This window comes from Streptomyces oryzae (assembly GCF_017676365.1).
Taxonomy (GTDB): domain Bacteria; phylum Actinomycetota; class Actinomycetes; order Streptomycetales; family Streptomycetaceae; genus Streptomyces; species Streptomyces oryzae.
Map to the genome: position 1 here is coordinate 1 of NZ_JADKMA010000184.1, position 15,986 is coordinate 15,986.

The window sequence follows — 15,986 nt, forward strand, 5'->3', positions numbered from 1 at the left end:
CACGGCCCACACCCTCACCGCCTCCGCCACCTGCCGGATGGCTCGCGCCACGTCAGGCCCGGCGCCGGGTGCGACTGTTGTGTGACGGCCGCGCCCCGACGGGGCGCGGGGAACTGCGCGACCAGCCACCAACGACCCGCAGCCTGGAGCCAACGACACGCAGCACCCCCTCCCCGGCCCCCCCAAGCGTCGGAGCAAAGATCCCCGAAACGCGAGGGGGGCCGGACACCAGGTGCCCGGCCCCTCACATCCCAAGGGATTACTTCCGCTTCTTACGCCCCTTCTGCGCCTTCCGCCGCTCCGCCCGGGTAAGACCATCAGCGGGCGACCGGACCGGACCGTTGTCGCCCTCCGCAGGAGCACCGGTGTCGAGATCCCGCTCGACCACACCACCCTCCGCCGTGGGAGCGGAGAAGTGCAGCCGGTCGGGCCGCTGCGGCTGGTCCAGCCCCTTCGCATGGATGGCAGGGGCCGGAGCCGCGCCCGCGCCGGCGGGCACCGCGTCGCGCGGGCCCTCCTTCTCCAGGGACGGCGCCGGGGCGGCCGCCTCCTCGACCGGCACCTCCTCGACCTGCTGCTCGACCTGGACCTCCAGGTTGAACAGATAGCCGACGGACTCCTCCTTGATGCCGTCCATCATGGCCTGGAACATGTCGTAGCCCTCCCGCTGGTACTCGACCAGCGGGTCCTTCTGGGCCATCGCACGCAGACCGATGCCCTCCTGGAGGTAGTCCATCTCGTACAGGTGCTCGCGCCACTTGCGGTCCAGCACCGACAGCACCACGCGCCGCTCCAGCTCGCGCATGATCTCGGAGCCCAGCTCCTTCTCCCGCGCGTCGTACTGCTCGTGGATGTCGTCCTTGATGGCCTCGATGATGAAGTCGGCCGTCAGACCCTCGCGGTCGCCCGCCGCGTCCTCCAGCTCCTCGATGGTCACGTGCACCGGGTAGAGCTGCTTGAACGCGCCCCACAGCCGGTCCAGATCCCACTCCTCGGCGAAGCCCTCGACGGTCTCGGCCTGGACGTACGCCTCGATCGTGTCGTCCATGAAGTGCCGCACCTGCTCGTGCAGATCCTCGCCCTCCAGGACGCGGCGGCGCTCGCCGTAGATGACCTCGCGCTGCCGGTTGAGCACCTCGTCGTACTTGAGGACGTTCTTCCGGATCTCGAAGTTCTGCTGCTCGACCTGGGACTGCGCGGAGGCGATGGCGCGGGTCACCATCTTGTTCTCGATCGGGACGTCGTCCGGCACGTTCGCCATCGACATCACGCGCTCCACCATCTGCGCCTTGAACAGCCGCATCAGGTCGTCGCCCAGCGACAGATAGAAGCGGGACTCGCCCGGGTCGCCCTGCCGGCCGGAGCGACCGCGCAGCTGGTTGTCGATCCGGCGCGACTCGTGGCGCTCGGTGCCCAGCACGTAGAGGCCGCCCAGCTCCTTGACCTCGTCCACGGCGGCCTTGACCGACTTCTCGGCCTTCTCCAGCGCTGCGGGCAGCGCGGCCGCCCACTCCTCCGGGTGCTCGTTCGGGTCGAGACCGGCCTCGCGCAGCTCGTTCTCCGCCATGCCCTCGGCGTTGCCGCCGAGCTTGATGTCCGTACCACGACCGGCCATGTTCGTGGCGACCGTGACCGCGCCCTTGCGGCCCGCCTCGGCGACGATCAGCGCCTCGCGCTCGTGGTTCTTCGCGTTGAGCACCTGGTGCGGAACGCCGCGCTTGGTGAGCTGCTTGGAGAGGTACTCCGACTTCTCCACCGAGGTGGTGCCGACCAGGATCGGCTGGCCCTCCTCGTGCTTCTCCACGATGTCGTCGACGACCGCGTCGAACTTGGCGACCTCGGTGCGGTAGATCAGGTCCGCCTGGTCCTTACGGGCCAGCGGCCGGTTGGTCGGGATCGGGACGACGCCGAGCTTGTAGATCTGGTGGAACTCGGCGGCCTCGGTCATCGCCGTACCGGTCATGCCGGAGAGGGTGTTGTAGAGGCGGAAGAAGTTCTGGAGGGTGATCGTGGCGAGCGTCTGGTTCTCGTCCTTGATCTCCACCCCCTCCTTGGCCTCGATCGCCTGGTGCATGCCCTCGTTGTAGCGGCGGCCGGCGAGGATACGGCCGGTGTGCTCGTCGACGATCATGACTTCGCCGTCCAGGACGACGTAGTCCTTGTCGTTCTTGTAGAGCTCCTTGGCCTTGATCGCGTTGTTCAGATAGCCGACCAGCGGGGTGTTGACCGACTCGTAGAGGTTGTCGATTCCCAGCCAGTCCTCGACCTTGGCGACGCCGGACTCGTGGATGGCGACCGTGCGCTTCTTCTCGTCGACCTCGTAGTCACCCGTCTCCGGCTTCTGGGTGCGCGGGTCGCCGGGCTCGCCCTTCTCCAGGCGCTTGACGAGCTTCGCGAAGTCGCTGTACCACTTCGTGGCCTGGTCGGCGGGGCCGGAGATGATCAGCGGCGTACGGGCCTCGTCGATGAGGATGGAGTCGACCTCGTCGACGATGGCGAAGTTGTGGCCCCGCTGCACCAGTTCGTCCTTCGACCACGCCATGTTGTCGCGCAGGTAGTCGAATCCGAACTCGTTGTTCGTGCCGTAGGTGATGTCGCACGCGTACTGCTCGCGGCGCTCGGCCGGGGACATGTTGGCGACGATGCAGCCGACGGACAGCCCGAGGAAGCGGTGCACGCGGCCCATCCACTCGGAGTCGCGCTGCGCCAGGTAGTCGTTGACCGTGACGATGTGCACGCCGTCACCCGACAGTGCGTTCAGATACGCGGGCAGCGTACCGACCAGCGTCTTGCCCTCACCGGTCTTCATCTCGGCGACGTAACCGAGGTGCAGCGCCGCGCCACCCATCAGCTGCACGTCGTAGTGCCGCTCGCCCAGCACGCGCTTGGCGGCCTCACGGACGGTCGCGAACGCCTCCGGCATCAGGTCGTCAAGGCTCTCGCCGTCGGCGTACCGCTCCTTGTACTCGTCCGTGAGTGCCCGCAGCTCGGCGTCCGACAGGTCGACGAAGTCCTCTTCGATGGAATTCACCTGCCGCGCGATGCGGTCCAGCTTGCGCAGGATCTTCCCTTCACCTGCACGCATGAGCTTGCCGAAGACGGACACTTAGGGTGGCTCCTTGCCGGTCGGGCCTGGCACGGTCTGCACGGTCAGTGCGATGGTCGGTGCGGATACCGGCGAAGATCGCCGATTTCGGCGAAGATCACCAAGGTCCTCTCCTTGCCGAGGGCCAATACCGCACCGGCCATCGTATGCGAGGGACGACTGCCCCTGTACCCCCAACGTGCCGGAGCCCCGGAAGGTGCCGGAGCGCCCGACGGGAGGATGAGGTAATGGAACCCATCACACTGTGCACCGACCGGCTCCTACTGCGCCCCTTCGAGGAACGGGACGAGGCAGCGGTCGCCGCCGCATGCGACGATCCGGACATCCAGCGCTTCGTCCCGGTACCTGAGCCGTACACACTCAAGGATGCCGAAGAGTTCGTCCGGAGCACGAGCCCGGCCGGCTGGCGGGACGACACCATGTACAACTTCGGCGTCTTCACGCACGGCGGCGAGCTGGCGGGCTCCATGGGCCTGGTCAGGCTCGCCCACCTGCGCACCGCGGACCGCCAGGCCGAACTGGGCTTCTGGACAGCACGCGACCAGCGGCGCAAGGGCTATACGGCCGAGGCAGGGCGCGCGGTCGTCGAGTGGGCCTTCACCTCGCTGGGCGTGGAACGGCTGGAGTGGATCGCCCAGGTCGGGAACGAGGGCTCACGGGCCGTCGCACAGCGGCTCGGCTTCGTGGAGGAGGGCATCCAGCGGGCACGCATCGTGCACAGAGGAACACGCCGCGACGCCCGCATCGCCGCACTGCTCCCCTCGGACTGGGGGTACGGACTGGAGACGCCGTATCTGCCGTCGCCGCGGGGGTAGCGCTGTCGCCGTGGGGGTAGCGGCGGGGAGTCCGACGCCTGGGTCCGACTACTGGGTCCGACTACTGGGCCCGGCCGGGAAGTCCGATGTCAGTGGCCGCACTTATGGTGGGCCGCATGACGACTGGCCTGTCCACCACCGCTGTTCCGCCGACGCCGTCCCCCGCCGTCTCCCTCTCCGCCGACGAGGCCAGACGGATCGCGCTGCGGGCCCAGGGGCTGCTGGGCGCCCCGGACCGGCGTGCCGGAGTGCGCGGGGTGCTGGGGCGGCTGGGCGCCGTGCAGCTGGACACGATCTCCGTGCTGGCCCGGTCGCACGAGCTGGTGCCGTACGCCCGGCTGGGACCGGTGGGGCGGCAGACGGTGGAGTCCGCCTACTGGTCGGAGTCCCACAGCTTCGAGTACTGGTCGCACGCCGCATGCGTACTGCCCGTCGAGGAGTGGCCGCACTTCGCCTTCCGCCGCCGCGCCTTCCGCGACCGGGGCCACCGCTGGCACCGGATGAAGGACCGCGAGGGCTCCTGCGCCGCCGTCCGCGACCGGCTCGCGGCCGAGGGGCCTCTCACCACGGCGGAGCTGGGCGGCGGCCGGAACGGGGGCGAGTGGTGGGACTGGTCCGAGAGCAAGATCGCGGTGGAGTGGCTGCTGGACATCGGCGAGGTCGTCGTCACCGAGCGGCGCGGCTGGAAGCGCGTCTACGACCTGGCCGAGCGCGCGATCCCCGAAGCGCTGCTCCACGACGACCTCGACGACCACGAGTGCCTGCGCCGCCTGGTGGCCCAGGCGGGCGCCGCGCTGGGCGTCGCCACCCGGGCCGACCTGGCCGACTACCACCGGCTCAAGGCCGAGCAGGTGGACGCGGTGCTGGCGGACACCGGCCTCGTCCCGGTCCAGGTGCAGGGCTGGCCCCGTCCCGGCTGGGCCGACCCTGCGGCCCTGGAGAACCCACCACGCGGCCGGCACCGCACCACGCTGCTCTCCCCCTTCGACTCCCTCATCTGGGACCGCCCGCGCACCGAGCGCCTCTTCGGCTTCACCCACCGCCTGGAGGCGTACGTCCCCAAGCCGAAGCGGGTGCACGGCTACTTCGCGATGCCCCTGCTCGCGGGCGGCAAGCTCGTCGGACGCGTGGACCCGGCCCGCGAGGGCACCACCCTCGTCGCCCGCCAGCTCTCACTGCAGAGCCCCAAGGCCGTGGAACCAATGGCCCAGGCCCTGTACGAGGCCGCCACCTGGGTGGGCTGCGACGCGGTACGAGTGGAACGCTGCACCCCGGAAGACCTCCGCCCCCACCTCCTCACCGCCCTGAACGCCCCGGGCGCCCTGGGCGCCTGAACCACGGAAGCAGCACCCCGCACCGGACTCCCACGCCACCCGCGGGGTGCCTCAGGGGGCCGGAGTGAGGGGCTCGCAAGGCGCCGGAGGGAGGCCCGCAAAGGCGCCGGAGGCTGCTTGATGCTTGAGGCGGCGGCGAGGGTGCCACAGGGGCGGAGGATGCCGTCAAGGCCCCCTCAAGCCATCCGGGGCAGCCGCCCCGCGCTTCAGGCCGCCTCAAACCGCATTGACGGCTCGCCCCACATCAGGCCACAGCCGCCAAGCCGCAGCCGCTTCAAATGGCCTCAGCGGATTTCGAGAATCTTCTCCCGCATCGCATAGACCACCGCTTCCATCCGGGAGTGCAGCTGCAGCTTCTCCAGGATGTTGCGTACGTGGTTCTTCACGGTGTTCTCACTGATGAACAGCTCTTTGGCGATGTCACGGTTGTTCATCCCCGTGGCCACCAGCTTGAGCACCTCCAGCTCCCGGTCCGTGAGCTTGGGCGCGGGCACCAGCTTGCTCTCGTCCGTGCGCTGGATCATGGACTTGAACTCGGTGAGCAGCTTCGCCGCCATGGACGGGCTGATCTGCGACTGCCCGTCGGCCACCGCCCTGATCGCCGTGGAGACCTCGTCCGTGGAGATCTCCTTGAGGAGATAGCCGGTGGCCCCCGCCTTGATCGCGTCGTAGAGGTCGGCCTCCTCATCGCTGATCGTCAGCATGATGATCTTCGCGCTCGGCGCCACTTCCTTGATGGAGGTGCACGCCTCGATCCCGCCCCGCTTCGGCATCCGCACATCCATCAGCACGATGTCGGGCAGCAGGTCCGCGGCCTTGTCCACCGCCTCGGCCCCGTCCGCGGCCTCCCCGACGACCTGGATGTCCTCCTCCTGCGCCAGGACGATCTCCAGACCGCGCCGGAACAGCGCATGGTCGTCGACGACCAGCACCCGGATCGGTTCCTTGCGCCGCTCACGCAGCTCCTCCTCAGCGCCCGGGCCCGGGTGTGCGTCGGGCATGGGCATCACGGGCCCGAAGCTGTCCACCATCGTTCCTCCCCCTGCACCCTGGTCTCCCACCAACCCCGCTATGGCCAAAGGCGGTTGGCGTGGGTCTTGATGTTACTCATGCCGACGCCCCCGGCCGGGTCCCGAGATCCGGCCGGGGGCGCGAACATCAAGCCGGTGGCGCACAGGGCTGTGCCAGGCCCGTGCTGGACCGCCCGTAGTGGGCTGGTACCGGACTGCGCCGTTCGGCGTCAGCCGCCCAGCGCCCCGCCCGCTCCGGGCGGCGGCTCCTGGACGAACGGGTCCGGCTCCAGATGAATCACGCCGTAGTCGTAGCCGTGCCGCCGGTAGACGACACTGGGCTGCTTGGTCTCGGAGTCGACGAACAGATAGAAGTCGTGGCCCACCAACTCCATCTCGTAGAGCGCCTGGTCCAGCGACATGGGTGCCGCCGCATGCGTCTTCTCCCGGACGACGAGCGGCCCTTCCCCGCGTACCTCCAGCGGTCCCATCCTGGTGACCACGACATGGCCGTCGTCCTCCGGGGGAGCGGCCACCGAGCCGGCGGCCGCGTCGAGTTCTCCGTTGAGTTCCGACGCGAGATGGGCAGTTGCCGCCGCCACACTCATCGGTGTGCGGCTCCCGCCACGGTGGACGCGACGCTTGTCGGCCTGCTTGCGCAGCCGGGCCTCCAGCTTGCTCGTGGCCAGATCGAGCGCCGCGTACGGGTCGGAGGCCGCCGCCTCCGCACGAATGACCGGTCCGCGCGTACGCAGGGTGATCTCCACCCTGTCGGAACGGTCGGCCTGCCGGGGGTTGTGCTCCTTGGCCACCTCGACCTCTAGGTTGATCACCTTGCCGTCGAGTTTCTGAACCTTCTCCAGCTTCTCGGCCACGTGCTTGCGGAACCGGTCGGGCACCTCTGTCTTTCGGCCCTTGACGACGATGTCCACGCAGAACTCCGTTCCCGGACGGTCCCACATCTGGGTGCGGGTCCGTCCTTGGTGCACTGACGCCGGAGGCTCGGCCCTCCCGCCGTTGGCTCTCCGGCTCGAGGTCGGCTTGCGAGTTTCACCTCCTTCTCCCCCGGAGGGGAGATCGCCACCCAATCCGAACGTACCTCCAGCGGGGGATCCTCGGCACCCCCTACCGGCACGTACCTCCGATCAGGGGAGTCGTTCGTGGTATCACCTGCAACGATGTCCTCGATCCGATAGTTCCACCGTGGTCACCCGGGACAACTTCCGTTCACCCAGGTCACCCCTGAGAGCGCACCGCCAGCACCGCAGCAGTGCCCCCTCCTCCCAACGCTCGTGCCGCCTCTGCGAGCGACACGCCTGTTGTCATTACATCGTCCACCAGCACGACCCGGCCCGCATCCAGCAGCCGCTCGCCGCCTGGCACCATCTCCAGAGCTCCGGCAAGATTCGCCGTCCGCTGTGCTGCCGTCAGCCCCGACTGGTCGACGACCCTCCGTCGTTGACGCAGCACGGGCAGCACCCGCGCCGCCATGCCCTCCCTCCGGAGCGTCCGTGCGGCCTCCTGCGCCATACGCCGTACCGGGTCGTGCCCCCGCCCCGCGACTGCCCGGCGCGTGGAGGGCACCGGCACGAGAGTGACCGGTGCCCGGCGCCGTGGGGACGGGCCGCCGTCCCGGGAGGGCGGCCCGCGCCGAGCGGGGGCGGTGGGCACGGAGGCAGGCGCTGGGGTCTCCGGCGCGTGCGAGGCCATCAGGACGGCGCGGGCGAGCACCGTCCCCAGCAGCGCGGCCAGCCCGAGGGCGCCGCGCTCCTTGTGAGCGAGCAGCGCGGCTCGGGTCTCGTCGGTGTACGTGAGCGCTCCGTACACCCGAGGCAGTCCGGACGGTACGCGCGAGGGCCAAACCCGCCGCGGCACCGCGCCATTCAGCACGCTGCTGCACTCGTCGCACAAGCGGTCCCGCTCGCGCGGACGACCGCAACCGGCACACCCCATGGGCAGCACCAGACCTGCGATTTCCCGCCGAAGTCCCTGCCAGGACCTCGGCATGACCCCCACTCTGGCATCCGGGCCACGGCGCCACCACCCCTGTGGATAACTCCCGAAGCCACCCCGGGCCCGACCCGAACAACCGTACGCAGAAAGAGAATTACCGCAGCTCAGCGGCCAAGCCCAGCAGCCGAAGCCCAGCCGCCGAACCCAGCGGCCAAAGCCCAGCGGCCAAACCTCACCAGCGAGACTCAGCGCCTCAGCCCGGATAAGCAGGAGCCGAGCCGCTCTCCGTCAGCATCTTCCAGTTGGCATCGGGAGGCAGCCGCACGATCCCGTCCTCGGAGTCGGCGAGCAGCGGCTTGCTCTCGTCCTCCGAGGCGGCGACCCCCGTCACGTCGGTGATCCCCGGGAGGGTCGGCTGGTCGGAGACCGAGCCGTCGGTCTCCATGTACTGCAGCTGCTGCACGCTCCCGGACTCGCGCCCGACCACCACCAGCCGGCTGCCACCCGCCCAGGACGCGGCCGAGACATCCACCAGCTGCGGCGCAACGGGGCGCAGTTGCTCCACCGTCAGCCGGGGCTTCTTCAACGTGCCCTCGCGCACCACGCGGCCGAGCTGGAGCGAGGTGTGCCCGTCGCGCTCACGCACCCGCAGCGCGATCCGCACTCCGTCCGAGGCGATCCGCAGCGACTCGATGCGCTCCCCCTTGTCCAGGTCCGGTACGCGCACCTCGTCGGGCTGTTCCTTGCCGCTGCGCAGCCGCAGCAGCCGGGGGTTGTCGGGGTCGCGGTCGGCCACCCACAGATCGCCGAGCCCGTCCCAGCTGGGCGCCGTCAGCCGGTCGTTCTCGTGCTTGGCTTTGCTGGTGAGCACGGGGTCGCCGAGCGTCGTGGTAGCGCTGCTCCCCTCCAGGGAGGCGACGTAGAGCCCGCGGCGCCCGCGCGAGACGGCAGCGCCCTCGTTCTCGATCCGGTTGACCGCGACGGCGCCCATCTCCACCTGCCCGCTGCCCAGCGGGCCTTCGACCGGATGCGGCGGCTCGTTCTTGTGCTGGAAAGCGGCCACCCGGTGCTGCTCATCCACGAAGTACGCCTTCTTCGCACTGCCGTTGAGGCGTCCCGGCTGGTAAACGGCAACCTGTTCCCGCGTCTGTGCGCACAGCTCGCGGTTCTTCGGCCCCACCAGTTCCACCTTGCCGACCTTCGCCGACGCCTGGTCCTGCACCGTGTACAGCACCTGCGCCGCCATCCGCACACACTGCCTGCCCCCGGCGGTGGCCCCGCGGGCGTTCAGCCGTACCCGCAGGACTCCCGAGTCGTCCACCGAGAGGTGCTGCTTCGGCGCCAGCCGGGTGCCGCGGGGGAAGGAGGAGGTGACCACCGGGTCGATCCAGCCGGACGGCCCCTGCAACAGCGCGGAGACCGTCTTGGTGACCGGGTCTATCCGACGACGCAGATAGACCGGATCGGCGACCAGCACATTCTGACCATCCGTGATCGAGTCCGCGTCAGGGCCGAGTTGTGCATAGTAGTAGGTGTTGATGGGACGGTAGATGCGCTGGAAGTCGGACTCGCCGAGCACCAGCCCGTCCGGCATCTCGTCGATCCGCCACTCACCGTCCACCTTGGTCAGGTGGAAGACCTCGCTGTAGTCGCCCTTGGAGGGCGAGTAGGCGTGCTTGCTGTCCACCTCGGCCATCCGGGCGCCGGAGACCTCCACGGAGTAGCCGTCCTCGGTGGGCGGTGCGAGGCGCCGCGGTGCCTTCGCCGCACTCGGCCCTTCCGTGAGCACGGTCGTCGAGGCGAACGGGTCCCAGCGGCGCGCCAGGCTGCGGGTCAGATACTCGCGCGCGGTGGGAAAAGTGGCCTCGTCACTGGTGGTCGCCTCCAGGAAACCCCGCACGATCTGCGTCGGCGCCTCGCCCTTCTGCGGACTGACGCTGTAGACCCGCACCTGGGAGTCGCCGTCGGCGTGCTGCGAGGCGCTGACGTGTTTGACGTTGCCCCCGTCCGGCATCGACGCACATCCGGCCAGCAACACCCCGCACCCGGCGAGCACCACCAGCCCGCGGTAGCGCCCCAGCGCGCGGTAGCGCTCCCGCACGCGGTTCCGCCGCAACGCGCCTCCCCCGCGCTCCGTACGCCCCTCGGCGGCGCTCATCCCCGCTCCCCTCCGGACCGTCCCACTCGCTCCTCGCCCCGCGTCGGCGCTTCGCCCCGCACCGGCGCGTCACCCCGTACCGGCTCGGCGACCCGGCCCGCCGGCACCGCAGCGCCCGCCGGCGCGGCCGAGCGCTCCCGCTCACGCGCCTGCTCCCGCTTCCGGCGCGAGTCCTCGGGCTCCAGCCGCAGCGGCGACCCCCGCAGCGGTTCCCCGGCCGTACAGGGCAGTACGAGCAGGAACTGCGAACCGTCTCCCGGCGCGCCCCAGGCGCGCAGCCACCCGCCGTGCAACCGGGCGTCCTCCAGCGCGATCGAGAGCCCCAGCCCCGTACCGCCCGTGGTCCGGGCGCGCGCCGGGTCGGCGCGCCAGAAGCGGTTGAAGACGCGCTCCGCCTCGCCCTCCTTGAGGCCGACGCCGTAGTCCCGTACCGCCACCGCCACCGCACCGCCGCCGGTGGCCAGCCGCACCACCACGTCACGGCCCTCACCGTGCTCGACGGCGTTGTCGACCAGGTTGCGCAGCACCCGCTCGATCCGGCGGCCGTCCATCTCCGCGATCACGGGCTGCTCCGCACCGCGTACGAGAATCCTGCTGCCCTTGCACTCGGCAAGCGGCTCACAGCCCTCCACGACCCGGTGCACCACATCGCGCAGGTCCACGGCGCTCGCCTCCAGATTGGCGGCGCCCGCGTCGAACCGGCTGATCTCCAGCAGGTCGGCCAGCAGGGACTCGAAACGGTCGAGCTGGCCGAGCAGCAGTTCGGCCGAGCGCGCGGTCGCCGGATCGAAGTCCTCGCGCGCCTCATGGATGACGTCGGCCGCCATCCGCACCGTCGTCAGGGGCGTCCGCAGCTCGTGCGAGACGTCGGAGACGAAGCGGCGCTGCATCCGGGACAGCTCCTCCAGCTGCTGGATCTTGACCTGGAGGTTCTGCGCCATCTTGTTGAAGGATTCCCCCAAACGGGCGATGTCGTCCTCACCGGTGACCTTCATCCGCTCCTGGAGCCGGCCGGCCGCCAGCCGCTCGGAGATCCCGGCAGCCATCCGTACGGGCGTCACCACCTGCCGCACCACCAGCCAGGCGATCGCGCCCAGCAGCACCACGACGAACACTCCCGCGGTCGCCAGCGTGCCCTTGACCAGGCTCAGCGACTCCTCCTCCTGGGTGAAGGGGAAGACGTAGTAGAGCTGGAAGGGATTGCCGCGCGCGTCGTTGAGCCGCTTGCCGACGATCAGCGCCGGATCGCTGCTGTCGTCCTGCCGGTAGACGCGGGCGTAACGACGGTGCGGCCCGGGCTCGTCGTCCAGGGCTTTGCGCAGGTCAGCGGGGATGCTCTCCTCAGGGCGGATGTCACCGGAGGAGCGCGGGCCGCGCGTGGTGAGGTTGCTGTTGCCCAGGAACGGCGATTCGTTGTTGTCGGAGCCGAGCGCCACCACCGAGTAGACGCCCTGCCCGCCGCTGGCGAGCTGCTCGACCAGGTTGTTCAGCCAGGTGCCCGAGTTCTGGGCGCTCCTGCTGCCGCGGATGCCGTCCTCGCCGCTGGGGCCGCTGCCCGCGCTGTCGGCCATCCGTTCGGCTGCGGCGAAACCGCCCGACGCCTGGCTCTGCGCCGTCTGCTCCTTGGCTTCCAGTAGACCGTTACGGACCTGCCCTATGACGACGAGCCCCAGCAGCAGTACGACGCCGAGCGAGAGCAGCAGCGTGGCCACGACCACCCGGAGCTGGATGTTCCGCCGCCACAGCCGCATCACCGGCAGCAGCGGCCTGCGCACCCACCGCACAAAGAAGCGCACCATGGGGCGCGCGCCAGGACCGGTCGCGCCCTCCGGAAGAAGACCGTCGGAGAAGAGGACACCACTACGCCACAAACGCCCGAATTTGGATATATCGGACTCGCGGCCAGTGCCTCGCCCCCCACCGGTGCGGTGCGGTGCAGTGTTACGGGTCATCTCAGCTGGGCCCGGCCTTGTATCCCACGCCGCGTACGGTCACCACGATCTCCGGCCGCTCCGGGTCCTTCTCCACCTTGGAGCGCAGCCGCTGCACATGGACGTTGACCAGCCGGGTGTCCGCCGCGTGCCGGTACCCCCACACCTGTTCCAGCAGCACCTCACGCGTGAAGACCTGCCACGGCTTGCGCGCCAGCGCCACCAGAAGATCGAACTCCAGCGGGGTCAGCGCTATGGACTGCCCGTCCCGCTTCACCGAGTGACCCGCCACATCGATCACCAGATCACCGATGGCCAGCTGCTCCGGCGCTGGCTCCTCGGAACGGCGCAGCCGCGCCCTGATCCGCGCCACCAGCTCCTTGGGCTTGAACGGCTTGACGATGTAGTCGTCGGCCCCCGACTCCAGCCCGACCACCACATCAACGGTGTCACTCTTCGCGGTCAGCATGACCACCGGCACCCCGGACTCGGCCCGGATGAGCCGGCACACCTCTATGCCGTCCCTCCCCGGCAGCATCAGGTCGAGCAGCACCAGATCAGGCTTGGTCTCCCGGAAGGCGGCAAGCGCCTTGTCGCCGTCCGCGACGAACGACGGTTCGAAGCCTTCTCCGCGCAGCACAATGCCGAGCATCTCTGCCAGTGCGGTGTCGTCATCGACGACAAGGACGCGTCCCTTCATGACTTCATCATCCCATTAGCCGAACGCGACGCCCTCCCAGGTGATGTGGAACACAGCTCCGCGATACCGCCGGACGTCACAGGAGAGACCACCCCCTCGTCCGTCACCACCGCCGTGACCAGCGCGGATGGCGTCACATCGAACGCAGGATTGTAGGCGTGCGCCCCCACAGGAGTCACCGCAGAACCCCCTCCCGGGCCCACCCCGGCGCCTGGTCCAGTACCCATCGGTCCAGCCCACGGCCCCTCGGTGACCTCGTGCGCCGCCCGCTGCTCGACCTCGATCCCACTGCCCGACTCCGTGTCCGGGTCGATCGTCGTCACCGGCGCCACCACCACGAACGGCACCCCGTGGTGCCCCGCCAGCACGGCCAGCGCATACGTCCCCACCTTGTTCGCAACCGAACCGTCCGCCGCAATCCGGTCGGCCCCCACCAGCACCGCGTCCACTTCACCGGCCGCGAACAGCGACCCGGCCGCGCCGTCCGCCAGCACGCTGTACGCCATCCCCGCCTCCGCGGCCTCGTACGCCGTCAGCCGCGCCCCCTGCAACAGCGGCCTCGTCTCCCCCACCCACAGCCGCCGCAGCTCGCCCGCACGGTGCACCGCCTTGACGACGGCCAGCGCCGTCCCCTCCCCGCCCGAGACCAGCCTCCCGGTGTTGCAGTGCGTGAGAATCCGCAGCCCACCGCCGGGCACCAGCTCCGACAGCAGCGCACTCCCGTACTCCGCTATCCGGTCGCTCGCCTCGGCGTCCTCCTGGTGCAGCGCCCGCGCCTCGGCCAGCGCCCGAGCAGCAGCGTGCGCCTCCCCGACCCCGGACCTGACCGCCGCCCGGTACGCGGCCTCCACCCGTCGCGCCCCGTACGCGAGATTCACCGCCGTCGGCCGCGCATGTGCCAGCTGCTCCGCCGCGTCCGCCACATCGAACCCACGCGCCGCCGCCAACGCGACCCCGTATCCCCCCGCAATGCCCAGAACCGGCGCGCCCCGCACCGCCAGCGACCGGATCGCATCCACCAGCGCCGGCACATCGGTGCACACCAGTTCGACCTCCTCTGCGGGCAGCCGAGTCTGGTCCAGGAGTACGACGGCCGGCCCCTCGGGCAACTCCTTGTAACGGATCACCGGCACACACTCATCAGCCATCCGTCCAGTCTGCCCGCTCGGCGCAGACCCGTTGAAGAGCGTCACCGGCTCCCGCCCGGCCTCCCGAACACCGCCCCATGGCACGATGGTCAACTCAGCAGGCACGGACTATCCACACGAGGTGACCTCACGTGAACGACTCCCCGGGCGGGACCTCGCCCGGATCCGCTGCGCCCGACCACCGTCCCTCCCGCAATACCGGAAAGGATGACGGCAGCACCCCGGACGACAGCACGGAGCCCACCACAGCCGAGGCAGCACCCCGCCCCGCGCCGGACAACCGTCCAGGCCCCCGCAAATGGGCCGCCGACCAACCGCCCGCCGCCCCTCAGGGCTGGACCCTGGGCCACCAAAGCGAAGACCGCGGCCGCCGCAAGACCCGGGGTCCCGTCCCCGCCCAGCGCCCCGCCTACCCCGGAAACCAGGCCGGAGGATGGCGATACCCCCCACAGGCAGCCAAGCCGGGCGTCATCCCGCTCCGCCCGCTGAGCATCGGCGAGATGCTGGAAGGCTCCTTCAACGCCATGCGCGCCCACTGGCGCACCGCTCTGGGCATCTCACTCGTCGTCGCAGTCCTCACCGAAATCGTCTCGGCCCTCACCGCGCGCTTCTGGCTCGGCGACACCAGCGACCTCGAAGCCCTCACACGCAAAGACAACCCAAGCATCGAGGAGCTGAACAACGCCCTCGCCGACACCCTCCGCAGCGTCAGCATGACCGGCGTGGTCGGAATGCTCGGCACCGTCATCGCCACCGCCATGCTGACCGTGGTCGTCAGCCGCGCGGTCCTCGGCCGCCAGGTCACCCTGGGCGAAGCCTGGCGGGACGCGCGCCCTCAGCTTCTCCGCCTGCTCGGCCTGCTGCTGCTCGTCCCCCTCCTGGTGTCGCTCGCCCTCCTCGGCTGTCTCCTCCCCGGCCTCCTGACCGCGTTCGCGGGCCCAACCGAGCTGGCGGTCTCGCTGCTCGCACTCGGACTGCTCGGCGGCACAGCCGCTGCCGCCTGGGTCTGGGTCCGCTTCTGCCTCGCGCCCCCGGCCCTGATGCTGGAGAAGCAGGGCCTCATCGCCGCCATGCGCCGCTCCGCCAAGCTGGTACGCGGCAGCTGGTGGCGCATCTTGGGCATTCAGCTCCTCACCCTCCTCCTGGTCTTCGCCATCTCCTTCGTCGTCTCCATTCCGACCGCTGCCATCTCCGCAATCGCCAGCGGCGGCGACACCCTCGCCAACCCGGCCACCGCCACCGACTGGCCCTCTCTTATCACCAGCGGCATCGGCGCCGTCATCGCCTCGACCGTCTCCCTCCCCCTCACCGCCGGAATCACCGCTCTCGTCTACCTAGACCAGCGCATCCGCCGCGAAGCCCTCGACCTGGAACTGGCCCGCGCCGCCGGCGTCCCCGGCTTCGACCGCTGAGCCCGGCCCCACACCCCCCACCCGCCCCGGCAGATCTGACGCCACGCTGCCGGGGAGTACCCAACGCCCGCTCTCCATCCGGCCGCGAGCGGCTCCGCGCCTCGCAGATGCCGACTGGATTGGTGAACGGGGCCTCAACTACACCTGGGGCGAGACGGATTGATTGCTACGGGGCACGTCGTTCCTCAAGGTCTCAGAAGCCTTCAGTGCGGGCGGATCTGGAGAAGAGAAATTGGGCATGAAAAAGGGCCTTGTTGGCGTCTGCCAACAAGGCCCTCACATTTTAAAGTTTGTTCGGCGGTGTCCTACTCTCCCACACACTCCCGCATGCAGTACCATCGGCGCAGTGAAGCTTAGCTTCCGGGTTCGGAATGTAACCGGGCGTTTCCCTCACGCTATGACCACCGAAACACGGCGAA

General features: G+C 69.8%; 11 protein-coding genes and 1 rRNA gene. 3 read left to right on the forward strand and 9 right to left on the reverse strand.

The window, feature by feature from the left end:
- Positions 1–259 precede the first annotated feature (259 nt).
- Positions 260–3,106, reverse strand: a complete 2,847-nt coding sequence (gene secA / locus ITI46_RS27390; RefSeq protein WP_209242588.1) for a preprotein translocase subunit SecA — start codon at positions 3,104–3,106, stop codon at positions 260–262.
- Positions 3,107–3,333: 227 nt separating this feature from the next.
- Here secA and ITI46_RS27395 point away from each other — a divergent pair, with 227 nt between their 5' ends.
- Together ITI46_RS27395 and ITI46_RS27400 are read left to right on the forward strand one after the other, a co-directional pair.
- Positions 3,334–3,921 (forward strand): GNAT family N-acetyltransferase, encoded by a 588-nt coding sequence (locus tag ITI46_RS27395; RefSeq protein ID WP_209242589.1) that lies wholly within the window; start codon positions 3,334–3,336, stop codon positions 3,919–3,921.
- Between the two features lie 116 nt (positions 3,922–4,037).
- A complete protein-coding gene (locus tag ITI46_RS27400; RefSeq protein WP_209242590.1) occupies positions 4,038–5,255 on the forward strand; it encodes a winged helix-turn-helix domain-containing protein in 1,218 nt (405 codons plus the stop codon).
- A gap of 284 nt (positions 5,256–5,539) precedes the next feature.
- Here ITI46_RS27400 and ITI46_RS27405 read toward each other — a convergent pair whose 3' ends face one another.
- The 7 genes from ITI46_RS27405 to mtnA all read right to left on the reverse strand — a co-directional run bounded on the left by ITI46_RS27405 (position 5,540) and on the right by mtnA (position 14,155).
- Positions 5,540–6,286 carry a response regulator gene (locus ITI46_RS27405; RefSeq protein WP_209242591.1) on the reverse strand — a complete coding sequence of 249 codons (747 nt, stop codon included), beginning with the start codon at positions 6,284–6,286 and terminating at the stop codon, positions 5,540–5,542.
- Positions 6,287–6,495: 209 nt separating this feature from the next.
- Positions 6,496–7,197: a ribosome hibernation-promoting factor, HPF/YfiA family gene (gene hpf, locus ITI46_RS27410; protein ID WP_209242592.1), complete on the reverse strand. Its 702-nt coding sequence runs from the start codon at positions 7,195–7,197 to the stop codon at positions 6,496–6,498.
- Between the two features lie 304 nt (positions 7,198–7,501).
- Positions 7,502–8,092 carry a ComF family protein gene (locus ITI46_RS27415; protein WP_307808343.1) on the reverse strand — a complete coding sequence of 197 codons (591 nt, stop codon included), beginning with the start codon at positions 8,090–8,092 and terminating at the stop codon, positions 7,502–7,504.
- Positions 8,093–8,471: 379 nt separating this feature from the next.
- Positions 8,472–10,376, reverse strand: a complete 1,905-nt coding sequence (locus tag ITI46_RS27420; protein WP_209242594.1) for an LpqB family beta-propeller domain-containing protein — start codon at positions 10,374–10,376, stop codon at positions 8,472–8,474.
- Positions 10,373–12,328, reverse strand: a complete 1,956-nt coding sequence (gene mtrB / locus ITI46_RS27425; protein ID WP_209242595.1) for an MtrAB system histidine kinase MtrB — start codon at positions 12,326–12,328, stop codon at positions 10,373–10,375. Before mtrB ends, ITI46_RS27420 begins: the two co-directional genes overlap by 4 nt.
- 1 nt (position 12,329) lies before the next feature.
- Positions 12,330–13,007, reverse strand: a complete 678-nt coding sequence (mtrA, locus tag ITI46_RS27430; protein ID WP_016469303.1) for a two-component system response regulator MtrA — start codon at positions 13,005–13,007, stop codon at positions 12,330–12,332.
- Positions 13,004–14,155, reverse strand: a complete 1,152-nt coding sequence (gene mtnA / locus ITI46_RS27435) for an S-methyl-5-thioribose-1-phosphate isomerase (protein WP_209242596.1) — start codon at positions 14,153–14,155, stop codon at positions 13,004–13,006. Before mtnA ends, mtrA begins: the two co-directional genes overlap by 4 nt.
- Positions 14,156–14,286: 131 nt before the next feature.
- Here mtnA and ITI46_RS27440 point away from each other — a divergent pair, with 131 nt between their 5' ends.
- Positions 14,287–15,567, forward strand: a complete 1,281-nt coding sequence (locus ITI46_RS27440) for a DUF7847 domain-containing protein (protein WP_209242597.1) — start codon at positions 14,287–14,289, stop codon at positions 15,565–15,567.
- 292 nt (positions 15,568–15,859) lie between these two features.
- On the opposite strand, the gene rrf is transcribed toward ITI46_RS27440, so the two are convergent.
- Positions 15,860–15,976: ribosomal RNA gene (gene rrf / locus ITI46_RS27445) — 5S ribosomal RNA — on the reverse strand.
- Between the last annotated feature and the right edge of the window lie 10 nt (positions 15,977–15,986).